The 16125-nt window shown below is 55.4% G+C and carries 12 protein-coding genes; 1 reads left to right on the forward strand and 11 read right to left on the reverse strand.

Annotated elements, in window-relative coordinates:
• Positions 1-4: 4 nt before the first annotated feature.
• The 9 genes from FBZ93_RS39320 to FBZ93_RS39360 form a co-directional block, all read right to left on the reverse strand.
• Complete coding sequence (locus tag FBZ93_RS39320) at positions 5-934, reverse strand: glycosyltransferase family 2 protein (RefSeq protein WP_146993076.1); 930 nt, start codon at positions 932-934, stop codon at positions 5-7.
• Positions 935-1072: 138 nt separating this feature from the next.
• Positions 1073-1813 (reverse strand): creatininase family protein, encoded by a 741-nt coding sequence (locus FBZ93_RS39325; RefSeq protein WP_167529444.1) that lies wholly within the window; start codon positions 1811-1813, stop codon positions 1073-1075.
• A gap of 12 nt (positions 1814-1825) precedes the next feature.
• Positions 1826-3058 carry an MFS transporter gene (locus FBZ93_RS39330; protein ID WP_146993078.1) on the reverse strand — a complete coding sequence of 411 codons (1233 nt, stop codon included), beginning with the start codon at positions 3056-3058 and terminating at the stop codon, positions 1826-1828.
• Positions 3055-4260 (reverse strand): arylsulfotransferase family protein, encoded by a 1206-nt coding sequence (locus FBZ93_RS39335; protein ID WP_167529445.1) that lies wholly within the window; start codon positions 4258-4260, stop codon positions 3055-3057. The genes FBZ93_RS39330 and FBZ93_RS39335 overlap by 4 nt, the downstream gene beginning before the upstream one ends.
• Positions 4261-4495: 235 nt before the next feature.
• Positions 4496-5428 carry a pyrimidine 5'-nucleotidase gene (locus tag FBZ93_RS39340; protein WP_246667844.1) on the reverse strand — a complete coding sequence of 311 codons (933 nt, stop codon included), beginning with the start codon at positions 5426-5428 and terminating at the stop codon, positions 4496-4498.
• A 99-nt stretch (positions 5429-5527) separates the two neighbouring features.
• Positions 5528-6544: an SPASM domain-containing protein gene (locus FBZ93_RS39345; protein WP_167529446.1), complete on the reverse strand. Its 1017-nt coding sequence runs from the start codon at positions 6542-6544 to the stop codon at positions 5528-5530.
• A complete protein-coding gene (locus FBZ93_RS39350) occupies positions 6544-7674 on the reverse strand; it encodes a radical SAM/SPASM domain-containing protein (RefSeq protein WP_208764127.1) in 1131 nt (376 codons plus the stop codon). The genes FBZ93_RS39345 and FBZ93_RS39350 overlap by 1 nt, the downstream gene beginning before the upstream one ends.
• 91 nt (positions 7675-7765) lie before the next feature.
• Positions 7766-8773 carry a class I SAM-dependent methyltransferase gene (locus FBZ93_RS39355; protein WP_167529447.1) on the reverse strand — a complete coding sequence of 336 codons (1008 nt, stop codon included), beginning with the start codon at positions 8771-8773 and terminating at the stop codon, positions 7766-7768.
• Positions 8774-9807: 1034 nt separating this feature from the next.
• The gene (locus tag FBZ93_RS39360) at positions 9808-10101 is read right to left on the reverse strand and encodes a hypothetical protein (protein WP_146993083.1); all 294 of its coding nucleotides are present in this window, start codon (positions 10099-10101) and stop codon (positions 9808-9810) included.
• A 533-nt stretch (positions 10102-10634) separates the two neighbouring features.
• On the opposite strand from FBZ93_RS39360, the gene FBZ93_RS39365 reads away from it, so the two are divergent.
• The gene (locus FBZ93_RS39365; RefSeq protein WP_246667845.1) at positions 10635-12182 is read left to right on the forward strand and encodes a carbohydrate porin; all 1548 of its coding nucleotides are present in this window, start codon (positions 10635-10637) and stop codon (positions 12180-12182) included.
• Between the two features lie 113 nt (positions 12183-12295).
• Here the strand turns inward: FBZ93_RS39365 and FBZ93_RS39370 are convergent, their stop codons facing one another.
• Both FBZ93_RS39370 and FBZ93_RS39375 read right to left on the reverse strand, forming a co-directional pair.
• On the reverse strand, positions 12296-13231 hold the full coding sequence (locus FBZ93_RS39370) for a formylglycine-generating enzyme family protein (protein ID WP_208764128.1): 936 nt from the start codon (positions 13229-13231) through the stop codon (positions 12296-12298).
• Between the two features lie 181 nt (positions 13232-13412).
• Complete coding sequence (locus FBZ93_RS39375) at positions 13413-15233, reverse strand: arylsulfatase (protein ID WP_208764129.1); 1821 nt, start codon at positions 15231-15233, stop codon at positions 13413-13415.
• Between the last annotated feature and the right edge of the window lie 892 nt (positions 15234-16125).

Raw genomic sequence — 16125 nt, forward strand, 5'->3', positions numbered from 1 at the left:
GCCTTCACCCTGCAGCCCAGAGACAGGTGCCACTTGTACCCTCTGAGATCGAGGTTCGAATCTCCGCAAAGGGGGGAGCCCTGCGGGCCACGAAATTACGATGAAGCAACTTCAAAGATCTCTCGAAGGCGCCAAGTTTGATCTTATGGCCAGCGGCAACCAGCCGATCGCATTCGGCATCAAAGAAAAGCAAGCATTGACGATATTCCGCCACGAGATCGCAGCCAGCGGCCCAGCGTGTATAGATTCGCTTCCGAGCAGTGGAGAATAAGCTCGGCACCACGGCTTGTCCTGTGGATACGAGCCCCTCGGTATCGGCTATCTGATGGTACACTGTTTCGATGGTATCGATGCAGCCGACGCTGAACTTTAGATCACGAACAAGGCGCAACCACATGTCCCAATCTTCGCAGTGGCTGAGGCGATCATCGAATCGAGCTGCTGTACGCCTGAAATTTGAGGTAACAACGGAGCCCGTGTGGATGAAGTTCGCAACATCGAGGAATTGTCTATCATAGCTGAAGAACTTCCGACGACAATTGTCGGTCTCGATGTCCTCGATTCGAGCTATTCTCGTCCCAGCGACATAGGCCCCCGTATAAAAGAACTGGAGATGTTCGCGCTCAAGCAAATGATGGGCGGCCTGCAGATGATTCTTAAGGAAGAGATCGTCGTCATCCAGGAAAGCAATATATTTGCCGCCGGCATGTTCCACCCCGACATTTCTCGCGTGGGAAGCGCCAGACCTCCCTGGGAGGTTATATAGCTTTATTCGTAGCCTTCCTGTCCAAGAGGAGGTCACGTCCTCAACGCGGCAGCCGCCATCGTTGATCACAATGATCTCTGTATCCTGATAGGCTTGCCGGTGAACGCTTTGCAGCGCGGCGTTGAGCAAGTGTGGACGGTTATATGTAGGAATTATCACGCTAATCATTCCTGCAGCTCCCTCGAACGAATCAAAGACCACTTTCTTTGGCGCTTACTCGTATGAATTGTTGGTCAAACGCCAAGGTGCGGAAGTTTTTCGACCGGGTCCCCTAGTTCAATGCAGTTGCGATTGAACACGATCATCTCAACTCAACTCTCGAGCAATGGCAGACAGCACATTTCTTAGCGCTTCGGCGTAGATTCTTTCTCCGATCGCCCGGTTCGCGCCCTTGGCATGGTATACGGTTCCATCCGTCGTCTGATACCTCTCTGGAAATGGAGTTATCGTATAGCGTTCACGGAATTTCGCTTCGACATTGCCAATTAGATGGGTTTTGACCAGGCCGGGTTGGATGTACAATATCAGGCTCGTCTCCACGAGGCCGGCGTGATTGTCATCAGCCCTGACGACTCCGGTCGCCGCTGAGATGTCGTTCCTGGTTTTTTCGGATGTAAAGTCCCACCAACTCCCCGCCAGGACTCGAGCGCCTGGACAGTCCGCGTCGAAGCTCACGATCGCATCATAACAAATCGGCAGGTTGGCGTAGGCAGCATGAAAGACAACGAAACGTCTTGCGCCCTCACGGTACAAAGAACAAAGTATGCCATAAAGCAGATCTCTCAGCGTATTCAGGCCTATATCAATCGTCCCCGGAAAGGCGCCTCCCAATCTTGCGGGGTTAGTCATGTAGCCATACTCGATTGTCGGTATGGTCACTCCGCCGATCGCCTTTGCTATGCGCTCGCAGAAATCACCTGCGATGATCGAATCCGTCGACAGTGGGAGATGGGGCCCATGGGGTTCCGTTGCCCCGACTGGAATCAAGACAATTTTGTCTGAGATGGCGGCCTTGAATTCTGGCCAGGTAAGCCGAGCAACATTCATTCGCGGCCTCATTCATCGGCTAGGACGTACTTGAAGGTTAAGACGATAAATTGCGAACAAAAGAATCGACAATATGAGGGTCGCCAGCGCGCATATGAAGAGCGATCTGTAAGCACCCAATCTTTGTATCATGGCAGCGACGAATATTGCGCCGGCAGCATTAGCCGAGATATTGGCGGTCATGAAGAGCGCCATTACCTGCGCCCGCATTCCATCTCCTACCGCCAATTGCAAGGCGGAATTGGTGGAAATGTTCATGATGACCACCAGGAACCCGACGGCAGCAATCGCCAGAAAGAGCAGAGCAGGATAGGCGGCGGCTGACATAGCGGCCTGGGCAATGCCAATGAGCAGGCAAACACCGAACATCATGTTCATGCTGTTCAGATTATTGCGGTAGGCAAATGCAGCGGCAATCGAACCGACCGCCATCGTACTCGTAAGATAACCATAGATCCTCACATCTCCGTCAAAATTTTCCTTGACGATGAAGGGCAGGACTAACTGCCCATTCTGAGCGAACGCAGAGACCAAAGCTACCATTGCCAGTATCACCATTATCTTCGGCCGAGAGAGGACATAACTTACTAATCCACCTCGTCGCGGCACTAACCCATCCGCTCGATCGTTGCTCCGTCGCTTCAGCTTGATCGCCACGACCATGACTGCGGAGATCACGTAGGACAGGCCGTTGAGGATAAAGGCCCAGCCCGGTTTCATGAATACAAGCATGTATCCCGCAATCATCGGCCCGATGATCTTAGACGAATTGAAGATAATACTGTTGATGGATACTGCTTTGGGTAGGAAGGCCGGACCGACAATATCATAGACAATGGCAGTTCTTGCAGGCTGAGCAAATGCGGTGGCCATGCCACCGATAAAAGCCACTGCAAAAATCTGATAAATGTCCACCCAGCGAAGCAGCGAACTTATGCCCAGGGCAACGAGCGCGGATGCATTCATTAAGTAGGGACCAATGATCGCTCTCTTCAGGTTCTTACTATTTTTGTCCGCCAGGGACCCGGCAAACACCCCGAACAGCACGATCGGTACCGTTTGCATCGCTACCGTGACTGCAAGAGCATAGCTGTTATTGTTCGAGATCGCGAGCGCGAGCCAATCCTGAGCTAACCTCTGGGTCCATGTGCCAATATTCGATATGATCTGAGCAGAGCTGTAGTAGAGAAACCCTTCTGCGCTAAAAATGCTCCCCGTTCTCGTGGCGTTGCTGCGAGATCTCATGCGGATTCCTCCACTTGGCGACGGCCCGCACCTTTCGCAGCTATTAAGGCCTGCACCGTGTTGTCGGTCACCGAGGAAACGCGATAAACGGCGACGCGGCTCGGCCTCGACTCACCGGGCGTTCGGTTGACGAACAGCGTCCAAACCGTCTTTCCTGCTCTCGTTACCTCGAACGCTCGCCCGGCCTGCGCATCGGTAGCGAGGATGTTACCGTTTGCCAACAATTCGCAGCCGCCGGCCAACGGAGAGAAAAAGGACGAGAGTTCGTCACCTCTGTATTCCCAGGTTATTTTCCGGCTTTGTGGATCAATCTCGACTAAGCGCGAAAAGCCACGATCTCTACCATTATCGAAGACAAGTATTCTGCCGTTCTCCAACAGAATCGGCTGATGCTGGCCCGACAGGATGTCGGCGCCATGCGACCAGAGCACCGTTTCCGTCCTGAGGTCGGCTACCAATATCGTATCGAGATTTCGCAGTGAGATGAGAATGTTTCCCTCGCTGAACATCCCACAACGGTTGCGTTTCAGGAGCATGACCGAATTTGCATGGAGTACATCGAGCGGCGATCCTGTCAGTTGCCGCACAGAGGACAGTAGCCCTCTCTTGGTCTCGGGATCTCGCGAATGCCGACCTACTTCCAAGTCACGGCTTTCTTCCCACACTTGCCTTCCGAGCGGCAGACGCTCATGGTTCTTGGCGATGAATAGTTCGCGTAGACCGCTGTCGTTCAGGACCAAGGCCGATATTGAAACCCTGCGCTTGAGGCCACCATGCGAATCGAGAAACACAAGGAAGTTATCGAGAATGGTGTAGTTCTGCCCATCGAGTTCGATATCTACCACATCTTCCGTTAGCGTAAGGACGCCTCCGTCATGCAAAAACTCGACATCGTGATGAGCTGGAATATCTGCTTTCCAGACGACACGTGAGAACGGATCAAGTTTTATTAGTGATCGCAGTGGAACTATGACAAACAGATTCCCTTGCTCATCGACGCGAACGTGATTCCAGCCCTTCAGGAACGATGGTGGGTTGCATTCTGCCGGAAGTTGGTCGGTGGTATTGGCCCATTGGTGAATGTGATGCCCGAGGCTATCAACGAGATTTGCTGTGGGGTGAGGATAGGTTGAGGATCTCGAATATAAATAGAATGCCCTCGGGCAATCTGCCAATTTATGATTGACCACGAGATCTCGCACTTGAGCTCCTCCAATGTCTTAAGGCGTGGACTCACAAAGGGTGCAGGACAGCCGATCGGCGCGGAACCGGTTGAACTTGCGTAACCCAAATCCCCACAATCGGCCGCGTCACGCCCCCAATCTGCGCCGTGTAGTGCGTGAGCTCGCCTCATAGATGGCCAACAAGGCAAGAAGCTGCGGCGCTTGGCGGGCGTCCTTGGCTCTCCTCGCCGCTATTGGGAATGAGTCGTCCAAATCAGCGCGACGCGCCCGCATAGACATGGCTGATCTCTCCCTCCCCCGGACACGCCTCAGCCACAGCGCCACCAAGCTCGGGACCTGTGGTGTCGGGACAGGCTTCCAAAGATCTCGAACTATGTAACTGTGTTAGAAAGCTGCCGAGGTCATTGGTTTCAAAATCGACACCGGAGGCAATGCCAATCTGACAGTTAGATGCTTTGTTGCCGATTGCTTCGCTCGCCGACGTGACGAGCACGGTCGTCATGCCGAGACGGTGTGGTACATCTAGATTAGAAGCAATGTCTTCGAACATCGCCGTTTTGCGCGGCTCGATGCCGAAGCGCGTGACGAAACTGTGATAGCAACGCTCATCGGGTTTTGGTCTGAAATCACAGGCAGTGATATCGAAAATGCCATCAAAGAGATGATCGATGCCGAGCTGCGCAGCAGTCTTCAGTGCATGGCTTTCGGAGCCGGAGGTGAAGATGAAGCGGCGTCCAGGTAGGCGCGCAATGGCGCCAGCAAGTACGATATCGGGCTCAAGCTCTGAGCGATCGATGTCATGCGCGAAGTCGAGGAAGAAATCGGGCGCTACCCCATCCTCGACGATCAGACCTCGCAATGTCGCACCGTAGCGCCCACAATAGTAGTGCTGCAATGCTTTCGCCGAAAGTCCATCAAGACCGAAGAGGCTCGCGACCAGCACGGTGATCCGCTGGTCTATTTGCAGCCAGATCGAATGTCCCGCTGAGTAGAGCGTGTTATCGAGATCGAAAACCCAGTTCTCGACGTGAGCGAAGCCTCGTTGGAAAGGCTGACACCCACTATCCTCAAGGGAGGACGCGCACGCATCGCCATGTCCGGGTGAGTATTCCATCATCGTGCGCCGTGCGATTTCTATTTTTTGCTCCAGCAGAGATGATGGGTTGGACAGGCCGATCCCCCGCATCTGGCGAGACCATAGCTGACCTAAGGTCCGTGATCTCCTCCAAGAGTGGGTAGGGTCCAAACCGAGCTTGAATGGCTCAATCAGGATTATCGAACCCGTCTATGTCGGGTTTTGATGCGGACGGGCTAGGTTACGCGAGAGCCATCCGAGGCTTGGAACGTCACGCCGGCGCGACTGATCCACTAACTGCAGATTGAGGAAGTCTTCCTTGTTGGAGCAGCCGCATTTTGACATGCATGTGTTCCAGGAATTGCGCGCGGGCGGGAGAACAAAGGTTCTGTCGAGAATGTTGCCGAGGCGGCCGATCTTGAGGTCGTAATATCTGGAGCAGGGATAAACCTCTCCGTCGATACCGATGAAGATATACCCGTTACCCGCCCCGCAGAGCCGCCCAAGCGAATCATCGAGGCCGGCAATATTCGCTGCGATCATTTCCTCGTCGCAGCCGAACTCAGCCGCCACTCGTTTCCACTCTTCTTCGCGGGACGCTGGAACGATCGCATCGGAATAAGTGTAGGTCCCCAATTCGGCATCGGCGATATAACCAAGATCGACATTCAGGGGTACATCATACCCGCTGAGAGTTTTCGAAAGCTCGTTAAGCGCTCTCTTGCTATTTGGAAAAAGCAGCGCGTTCACCACGACGAAGCAGCCGAACTCATCGCGTGCGCTGAGGACATTCTCGACAAAACGCTCCAGACCGATTTCGGTAGGATGGTAGGTGATCCAGAGCGAGAGCTTGGCCCGTCCCTCAGCGCTGAATAGGGAGAGGCGGTTCTTCAGGAGGGACCCGTTGGTCACAAGCTCGACATAGCGGACGTTATCCTGACAGCAGAGCCAGGACGCCTGCGCAAGGAATGGTTTCGAAGTCAGTGGCTCCCCGAGGCTCGCCAGTCTGAGCCCGATCGGGAAATCGCGGCTGCCGAGCCAGTGGACCACATATTTGTAGTCCTGCAGGTCCTGTTCGGTACGCCAATCCGTCCTCGGGTCTTTGGCCCACTCGCCCGTCGAGACACAATATGGACAGCTGAAATTGCAGAGGCGCTGCGGGGCGACGTACCAGATACGAAGGACGTCAGGTGGCCCGCTGTTTTGCCATGCCAATCTTTCCTTCATCATAGCTTCTCGGAAGAATGAGTAGCAATCGGCTGAAACTGCTTGAATGGAAAATGCAAGGCTTGATCATGGCAGCGTCGGCATATGAAGTCCTTAGGCGCTGCCTCTATCCCGAAGACGCGTCGACGCAAATGTACTGCCGCATCGCTCGACATGATCTCGTGGATCGTTCCATCACGGACGTTTCCGTAGGTTTCCTTCTGGTGGTAGTCGTTGCAGCAGATGAAGACGTCACCGTTCCAGGCCACATAGAAATGATTGACAGGCCAGTTGCATCCGCGCAATGCGCCATCGACGAAAACATGCTGGTCGAACTCGCCTTTCAGAACGCCGGCGCGGTCGGATAGCGTCGTCGCTCCTACCCTTACACCATCCCTGCCGTACCGGGCTTTAAGGGCTCTCGTATTCACCGATAGTCGCGGCTCGATGCCATTAACCACAATGTCGATTGGGAACGCCTTCAGTTCGATCGCTATCTCCAGATTCCGAATGGTCTGCGGGAATGTTCGGGAATTGGTCAGAGAGCGGAATTCATCCGCATCTGGGGATGGGATGTTGAAGATGAGATGGTAAAGTGTCTCGCTCTCGATGAGCTGGCGCAGCTTGCCTTCCGTCAGAGCGCTTCCGTTTGTATACAAAGCCAGCTTCAGGTGATGACGACGCAGAATAGACACGCGTTCATCGAAGAATCGATCCAGAGTCGGCTCGTTGAAGAAGTGAAACGTGACATAATCGATGCCGGCATGTTCAGCCAATTTATGTATCGTTTCCTCGAAGAGATCGAGGGACATGGTATTTCGTCCCTTGGGTTCTGCGGACACTGGGCAGCATGCACAGGCCCAATTGCAGTGAGACGATATTTCGATCTCTCCCGAGATCAGATTGTAGTCCCGGCACAGGGCATCGGGAGCCTGAAGCCAATTCAGTGAATAGAGAGAAACGACCGATGTCGCCCCATAATTCTCGATCAACATCTGAGATGCAGTCGGATATGCAGCCGCCCGCCGGAGAATATCGAGTTCGGCGCGGTCGTGGCGCCAGCTGACCTTTCGATCGAGATCGACAATGCCGAAACTGGCGCCGGTATGGTCGTCGGTATCTGGAGACTCGGCACCGTGCGTGTCCGTCATGTAAATGACGGGCGACGGTCGGTTGGGTTCCAGGACCGTGAGATATGGAGATGTTTGCAAGAGTGCCGGTAGCGACATGGACGGCAAAGCCTCATGTTGAGAGGTGGACGAAGGGTGGTTTCCTCAGTTTAAAGACGCATGCCAACGGTATCCGGGAGTATTGAGACACCGCGCGGACTGGCAATTCTGTCCTGCCCCTGGTCGAGAGCCGCGGTTCGGAGAAATCCATCACCTCAAAACCAGCGTCCTTAAATGCCCGCCAGTAATTCTCGAGTGGCCGGTGGAAGTAGGGTACCGGGTCAAAGCCCGGCCAATCGTCCATGATATAGGCCGTCTCTTCGAAATAGTGATCGACTGCAAAGTGTGCTGCCTCTTCTTGACGCGGAGTGTCCTCTGCGTCGAAAACCCAACGGCGCGGTCCGCATGAAAAGCAGGGATGAGTAATAGCGAAGACCGCGGTCCCGCCGGTCCGCAAGATTCGATAGGCTTCGCTCACGGCTTTGGAGTAGTCGCCAACGTCCTGCAGAACAAAATTGCTCACGGCGATATCGATGCTTTCCGAAGCCAAAGGCTGCAACTGTGTGATCGAGCATTTGTGGTACACAATGCCAAGAGGTTCGGTAGCTTCGTGGCATAGCGCCCTTTCGATCATCGCACCGCTTTGATCCACTCCTGTGACGCGAGCCGAAGATCTGGCCAACGTCCGGGACAGGTACCCATTGCCGCAGCCGAGATCGACGATATCCTTTCCGGCAACATTTCCGATGAAGGCGAAGACAGAACAGTCCGTAATGTAAATTCTCGTTTCGTCACCCTTCTCAGCGATGCCTTGGTCCCACACGTCGGCGTTTCGGTTCCAGGCATTCTCGACGTCGCTGGCCGTCAGCGGTGTGGCCGCAGGTGCTTGGCCACCCATCACTGTGCCCACAAAGGGCGGACCGCAATCATTTGCTGGCGCGGATACTTGACTAATCAGAGAGCCGCGCCGCTCAAACTCTTGCCGGTCGAGCCCGGGCTGCTGCCTCCCGGTCCAGGGAGAGGTGAGCACAAAATAATAGTCCCAACTCCAGAACCTGTCCGAAACCGTGTCCACGCGCATGGCGCAGCAGCTGCCAAAGTACAATCCGGTTTCCGGGCAGAACGCGGTGCATGCAAAATGGTTGGAGCGGCCACACTTTCCGCAGACATACTGCCAATGGAAAGAGCAGCGCGGCGCTCTAGATGAAAGAGCGTGGACAGCGCAGCGGACTTTATACGCGGGGTCGCTTTGTTTGATCCGCGCGCAATAGTAGCAAGACGCCATCTATTCCTCCTGGTGACACGCCCGCAAAAGCCCGGAGAGGTCAGACGAGCGGCTCCAATCCCTTGCGAAAACTGATTGCGCTATTGCGCCGCTGCGACAACAGCAATGGCCGTGCCAGCGCCTCCTCACGCGCGCGGCGACCCGTCGTGGAGAAGCCTCGCGGCGGGGCAGAGCTCGGAAATGCTAAATCGACGGCGCACCGTCGATGTCGTAGCGTCTGGGTAACCGCTCTGGCCTCATGCAGCGCATATAGCAACGTCGTCGACCGCACCGGACGATGTCCAATGCTGGCCGTGGGGCGCGGCCGCGATGGCAGGCGGCGTTTTTATCTTCACAGCTTGTGCGTCACTGGTTGGGAGTCCGACAAAAATGGGCGGATCCCTGCCATCCTTGCTGCACCTTGGCTTCGGTTGACACTCCACCGTTGCATCGTTGCAAACCTCTTCATCCGATCGCAATGTATCCTACGTGCTAGGGTCGCGGCGACGTCCAGACACCGCCGAGCGAGTTCTAACGAACTCCTGTTCGACTTGATTCCCCGAACGTTGCTACGGTGACTCGGTCGATCACAAGACCTTGTGTTGCGCGACGGTGTCAACCGGCAACGCAACGCTTAGTCGCTCGCGGTCTCGTCGAGCGGGACCTTCATGCAGTCCGCGGCGTCCTTGTCGGTGGGAACCCCGAGCATGCTGGAAGGCGCGGCGTCTTGATGCCCAGCTGTTTTGAAGGCCCTGAGCGGCTGCCGTGGCCGCCCCTCAACGTCACCTGGCGACGACAAAGCCAATGCTCGATCCGGCAGAGGATGACATCGCCGTCGTAAGGGCCTGATGTCAGACGCAATTGCCTGTGCCAGTGAAGCGCACTCGATCTCCGTTCGGCTCGACGGTCAGGCAGTAAACAGCAATTTCACAGAGCGTAGCGAAAGAGATCGAAGACCTGGCATCGTCCGTTTCGTACGCACCATCCCGATCGCGTCGCCGCTGCAGCAGATTTTTTCGACGATGCCGATAGCGTTCGGCTGCTGATTGCTCACGAACGACGACCGGCGAACATCTGAAATTCGTGTCGCGCAGCAGAACTTTTCTTTCACCACTGCTCTGCCTCGAACGATCGTTTTCGATCATGCAGAAATACAGTCACACGTTGCGATCAATACGGAATACTCTTGCAAGCTAGTGATTGATACCAGACGAGAGGACATAGAACGATGCCTATTCACGCAGCGAACCAGCCATCAGTGTCGCCAAGCGGGAACGGCGCTTCGCTCGGATCTTTCAGAAAGTCACCATCACCAAATCGCAAGTGTCCATCGCATTAAATTGATAGCTGCGATCGGTCTATTGCGTCTCACAAAGTCTGGGTGAGGAGCAGGAATAGCAAGGTGAGCGCAAATCCAGATGCACCTCATGTCGTTGATCGGCGAATGCCACAGGTCGGGAAAGAGACCTGAACGCGTATCTTCGTCACGCGCGGAAGTGACCGATTGCAAATGCAATCGCACACGGGTCTCGCCGATCCCGTCGTCTTGGCTTGATGCAAGGCCATCTGCTGTTCGTTAGCCGAACAGGACGCGCATCAGCCTAAACACACACGTACGAGCTCTTCCCACGCAAAAAACATAGCGGTCCTATGTTTGTGTATTTTTGTGGAGGTTTCAGTGTCAAAAGAATCGGCCCAGGCAATATCCAGCCAAGACGCATCTAAATCCGGGCCGCCGCCGTGCCGCACCATGATCGCGTTACGGCCGGTCACAGCTGCGATCACTCTTTGCGCATTGTCGAGCACGTCATCATTTGTTCAAGCCCAATCGTCGAGTGATAGAGCGCAACAGCGAACCCGTCCGCTGGTCCGCCTGCAATCACTCGAGGCAGCTGAAAGGGCCGAGATCCGCGACGGCCGCACCGCGATGAACGCGGCGAGGCAGGCACAAAAGAAAGTTCATGAGGCCAGGAGCAAGACTGAAGCAAAGACGGATTATTTTGCGAAGTTCGACAATCTTCGTGAGAAAGGATTGGTCGTCGGGATACCCGGTCCCGCCGACACGGTCGATCAGGATGCAGGCGGCTTTAGATCCGCGCTGGCTGACCTCGGTATCGGCTACTGGGCTTGGTCGCAGATCAGCTTTGCAGACAACGTTTTGCCAAACGCCGCCAGAAGCACCATCGCCAATCAACTATACAACGGTCAGAACCCTACACTTTCTACGGAAAACTTCGTCACGTTAACCTACGATCTCAGCCGATATGGGATTGCTGATGGTCAGATCGTCGTGGGAGCCGTGCAGCAAAAGGGCACGTGGAATCCCGGCGCCCCCGAGACATTTGGATTCAGTTCAATCTCGTACTATCAGACGTTTTTCGACAGACGACTCGAACTCAAGCTCGGCTATCTGAAAAACAGCTGGGAGTTCGCGGGCGCAGTTAATGGGGCCGCAAGTGTATTTGGCCCCTCGGGAAGTATTCTGGTCCAGGGAGGCATGACATACGCCGTCACGCCGACGCCGGCAATTAATCTGAAATACAATTTCGATGATCGGTTGTATACCAAACTGTCTTTCCAGCGTTCAACAACTCCAGCCGGTGTAGTTGCGCAGCTAGCTGAAAATCCGACCAGCTTGGGCTGGAGCACGCCGAACGCCGGCCTGCTCTTTCTTGACGAAACGGGCTATAAGAACAGTGCTGCTCTGGGCTCGCCCGAGACGTGGTTGCGGGCGGGTGTTGGAATCAACAATAGTCGCTACACGAACTTGGCCTATCCGAGCGAGCCTGAAGCTGACGAGAATAGTTTCTATTACGTCGCCGCGGACAGGCAGCTTTTTCAGACCGATATCCAGGGCTCGGCATCTCGTGGATACTATGGTGGATTCTCGGTGATGCACGCTCCGCCTGACCTGAACAGGGTCAGCCAGTATTACGAGCTTCGTCTTTATGCCAAGGGACTCTTTGACAGTCGGCCCACGGATATCGTGTCCTTTGTTGCCGCTGACACGGTCTGGAGCAACATTGCGGTGGAAACTGCGCTAGCTGCAGGCAAGCTCGTGCATGGCGACGCTAAATCGGTTTCGGCGAACTATTCCGCGCACCTGGCACCGGGAATTTATACCAGCGTAGGAATCACGTATATCGATCATCCGACGTCAATTGCTTACACGCCGCAAATTGGACATGTTCTCAATTTCTCGGTGACTACGAATATATTCTTCTAGGGCCGGCGAATGCCTGCTTTCCACTTCCAAACGGGCTTGGCTGGCTCAAGGAGCCTTCTCCTGACGTGTCACTACAGCTTTCATATAGCAGCAGTCAGAGTTTCACACCGCGATTATCGCTTTACACATCGGAAACCGACATTGCTTGTGGCGCTGTCGATGGCCTGCGGGTGGCGGGCGGCAGGGCGGTAGCGCTGGCAATAGCTGGGCGCGCACAGATGCGAGCCGCCTTTGAGCACCTTGCGCGGAATTTTTATCGCGGGCATCGCTGGGTCGACGCTCTTGGCACGCAGGCCGCCGCGCGGATTGTCCACCACGCAACATGCGCTGTTGCGCTTCTTCGTGTGGGCTGGCAGGCTCCACCAATCCTCGCACCATTCCCACACATTGCCGATGAGATCGTAAACGCCAAAGGGGTTGGCGGGATAAGCCCGAACCGGCGAGGTGCGGGTCCAGCCGTCAGGCGCCTGATTTGCGAAAGGGAACAACCCGTGCCAGGTGTTGGCCATACGCCGGCCATCGGGGCACAGCTCATCGCCCCATGCATAGTCGCGTCCTTCGAGCCCGCCGCGTGTAGCAAATTCATGCTCGGCCTCGGTGGGAAGCTGCTTGCCCGCCCAGGCGGCGTAAGCGGCGGCATCCTGCCAGGCCACCTGCACGACCGGGTGGTCCATGATCGCCGTGATCGAGCTGTCCGGTCCGGTGGGATGGCGCCAGTCGGCGCCGGGCACCCAGCGCCACCATTGCGAAGGGTCGCGGGTGTCCACGGGCCGGTCGGTCATGGTGAAGACCACCGAACCGGGCACAGCGAGCGCTGGGTCCATGCCCTGGTAGTCGGCCGGATCTGGTGCGACCTCGGCGAGTGTGCGATAGCCGGTTTCGGCCACAAAGCGCGCGAATGCGGCGTTGGTGACCGGTGTCGCATCGATGAGAAACGGACTCACCCGCACCCGGCGCGCCGGCGCTTCCTCAAGGTAGAATCGATCAGATCCCATCGTGAACACGCCGCCCTGAAGGGACACCATGCCTTCGATAGCCGTGTCGTTCATCGTTGTTTGACCTTTGTCTCGTCAGACAAGAAAGCCGTCACAGCCAAGCGTTCCGAGGCACGGCACCAGTGGGCTCCGCGCAATCCGCTCGTGAAAGATTTCGCTGCGCGCCCACGACTCACAAAATTACCGTTGCGGTATCCTTTTTGGATTCCGCAGCGGTTTTAGACAACTCAAGTGGCTAGTTGGCGCCCGCGGGGCGATGGGTTTTTCCATCCCGGACATCGCCCCAAGTGATGAGCGGGTAAAGATTGTGATCCTTGGCCTCTTTGTTAAAAAGAGCTCTGAGCTCGGCGAGCTTTTCCGGATACCTCTTGGACAGATCCACACGCTCGGTAGGGTCTTCGTTCAGATTATACAATTCCCAGACATTTTCGTCCGGCTTCCTATCTTTTGGAAGGAGATAGAAGGAATTCGGGTAATCCTGCGATGCTTTCCATCCATCCTGGTAGATCGCCAGAGATCCGAAGATATAATAATATTGTAGCCTGTGACGCGATGCAGCCTGCGCATCGCTAATCGAATAGGCCAAGGATACACCTTCGATAGGCTTCTGCGGGACGTGACGAATCTCCTCGGGGGGCTTGATCCCGAGCAGATCCAGCGTCGTTGGCAGAATGTCGATGACATGGCCGTATTGAGTTCGGATCCCGCGTTCCCTGATGCCGTTCGGCCAGCTGATGATCAACGGGTTGCGCGTTCCGCCCTCGCTGTTCGCGTCCGACTTCCACAACCGGAACGGAGTGTTCGTTGCCTGCGCCCATCCGACTGGGTAATTGCCTTGAACTGCTTCAGGGGTGCCGATCAAATTCATCTTGCTCAGATTGTAAGCAACATTCTCCTTCTCGCTTAATGGCTTATCCTTGCTTGCCCATGAAGTATCGCGGTCGATGTCGCCGTAGATTGTCCCGCCCCTGCATCCGCCATTGTCTCCTATCATCACGACAAACAGCGTGTTGTCGAATTGATTAGTTTCCTTCAGGTGATCGATCAGCCGACCAATTTCATAGTCGGTGTAGGTAAGATACCCTGCATATACTTCCATGAAGCGCGCATAGAGCTTCCTTTCCTCGAAAGACAACGAAGCCCATGCCTCAACATTTGGATCACGATCCGGTAGAACCGCGTTAGCCGGAATAATTCCCAAGCGCTTCTGCTCGGCGAAAACTCGCTCACGATAGGCATCCCAGCCATCGTCGAATGTCCCCTTGTACCTGTCACTCCATTCTGCAGCGACTTGGTGTGGAGCGTGCGTGGCACCCGGTGCGTAATAGAGGAAGAACGGCTTGTCCGGCGCCGCCTTTTTTTGTGTATCGATGTAGCTGATGGCCTTGTCGGTAATCAGTTCGCTCAGATGCCGGCCATCGGGCTTCACGTGTGCTTGGTCCTCGACCAGGTCAGGTTTGTATTGATCGGTCGCCGAACCGAGGAACCCAAAAAAATGATCAAAGCCCTTGCCAGTTGGCCACCGATCGAAAGGACCGGCGTCGGTTGCGTCTTCATCGGGAGTCACACCGTATTTGCCGACCGCAAAGGCGTTGTAGCCACGATCTCGGAGTATCTCTGCGATCGTACCATCTTCGGACGGTATTCGCCCATCCCAACCCGGGAAGCCGGCAGAAAGGGACGTATGTGAAAATCCGGCCACATGAACAGATGAACTGTTCCTGCCGGTGAGCAGCGCGGCACGCGTTGGCGCGCAGATCCCAGTTGTATGGAAGTTTGTGTAGCGCACTCCCTGCTGCGTCAGTTGCTCGAGCCTTGGTGTGCTAACGCCTCCACCGAACGCGCTTGAAGCGCCGAAGCCAACGTCATCAAGAAGAATCCAAACCACGTTCGGCGATCCAGCAGATGCCCTGATTGTCTTAGGCCACCACTCGGTAGACTCTTGCAGAGTTCGGCCGATCTTGCCTTGATAAGGCTTCTGCTGCGCTTGAACTTGGCCAACCACCGACATGATGGACACCAAAGCTGTCATGGCAAGCAATGCTTTGCAGTTCACTGTTTTTCCTTTTTGTTTCGAAGAGGAATGTCGCACTCGACGGGCTGGGGCAGAAGTGGCAAGGGGTGGGAGACTGAACTCACAGCGGGCATAAACCTCTCAATCACAAATCGCGCGCTGACAACTCTCCGCGACGGCCGTGATGCGCTCGTTCGCGTTGCTGACAAACTACCCGCGACAAAGCTTGGCTCGCAATAGTTGTATATTTCAATCTACTAACGGGACTTGGTATCCTCTTCTACGATCGCTACCCCTCTGCAATATCTCCCCATGGCTTTGACTCAACGGATCGTCATCGGTCCGAAACGTACGAGTATCAAGTGGCAGCATAGACGCTCGAGCGCTTACCTAGATCGATCCCGTGCACCCTGCAGGCGCCGGTCGACCGTGCGTCGTTCACCAAAGACTTCATGGTTACCGACGAAATGCGCTCTGGCCCCAGATGCCTTCGCCTCTTGCGGTACCGTGGATCCGCGTCATCTGCTTTATGGCCGACGCTATCGATTTGATCTCGATTGACACCCATTGCGATAATCGATGCCACGCCAGGGATCACCAATGAAGAAAACCTAGGGATGACGGCCCCCGACGTAAACGGCTCGGTCTAACCGCTGCATAGAGGTTCATTCTCCACCTAATTGCCGAAGGCATTGCTCGCGACAGTCTTGGCCCGGACTGTTCAGGCGGGCACCACGCATCGCTCTCAACGGCAGCCTCACCCCAATAAGATTGCGGGACGCCGTCGGGCCTATGAGCCAGGGAGGCGCTTCTACACCGTTCGCACGCACCGCATTTGTTATGCCTCGCGCTTTTTGCACTTTGCGAGCGATGTCATCGTCAACCACTTCATGAGTAATCCGAACGCACGTGTTTGCCATCTGCTACGTCACGT

The sequence above is a fragment of the Bradyrhizobium macuxiense genome (assembly GCF_007993935.1).
GTDB classification, from domain to species: Bacteria; Pseudomonadota; Alphaproteobacteria; order Rhizobiales; family Xanthobacteraceae; genus Bradyrhizobium; species Bradyrhizobium macuxiense_A.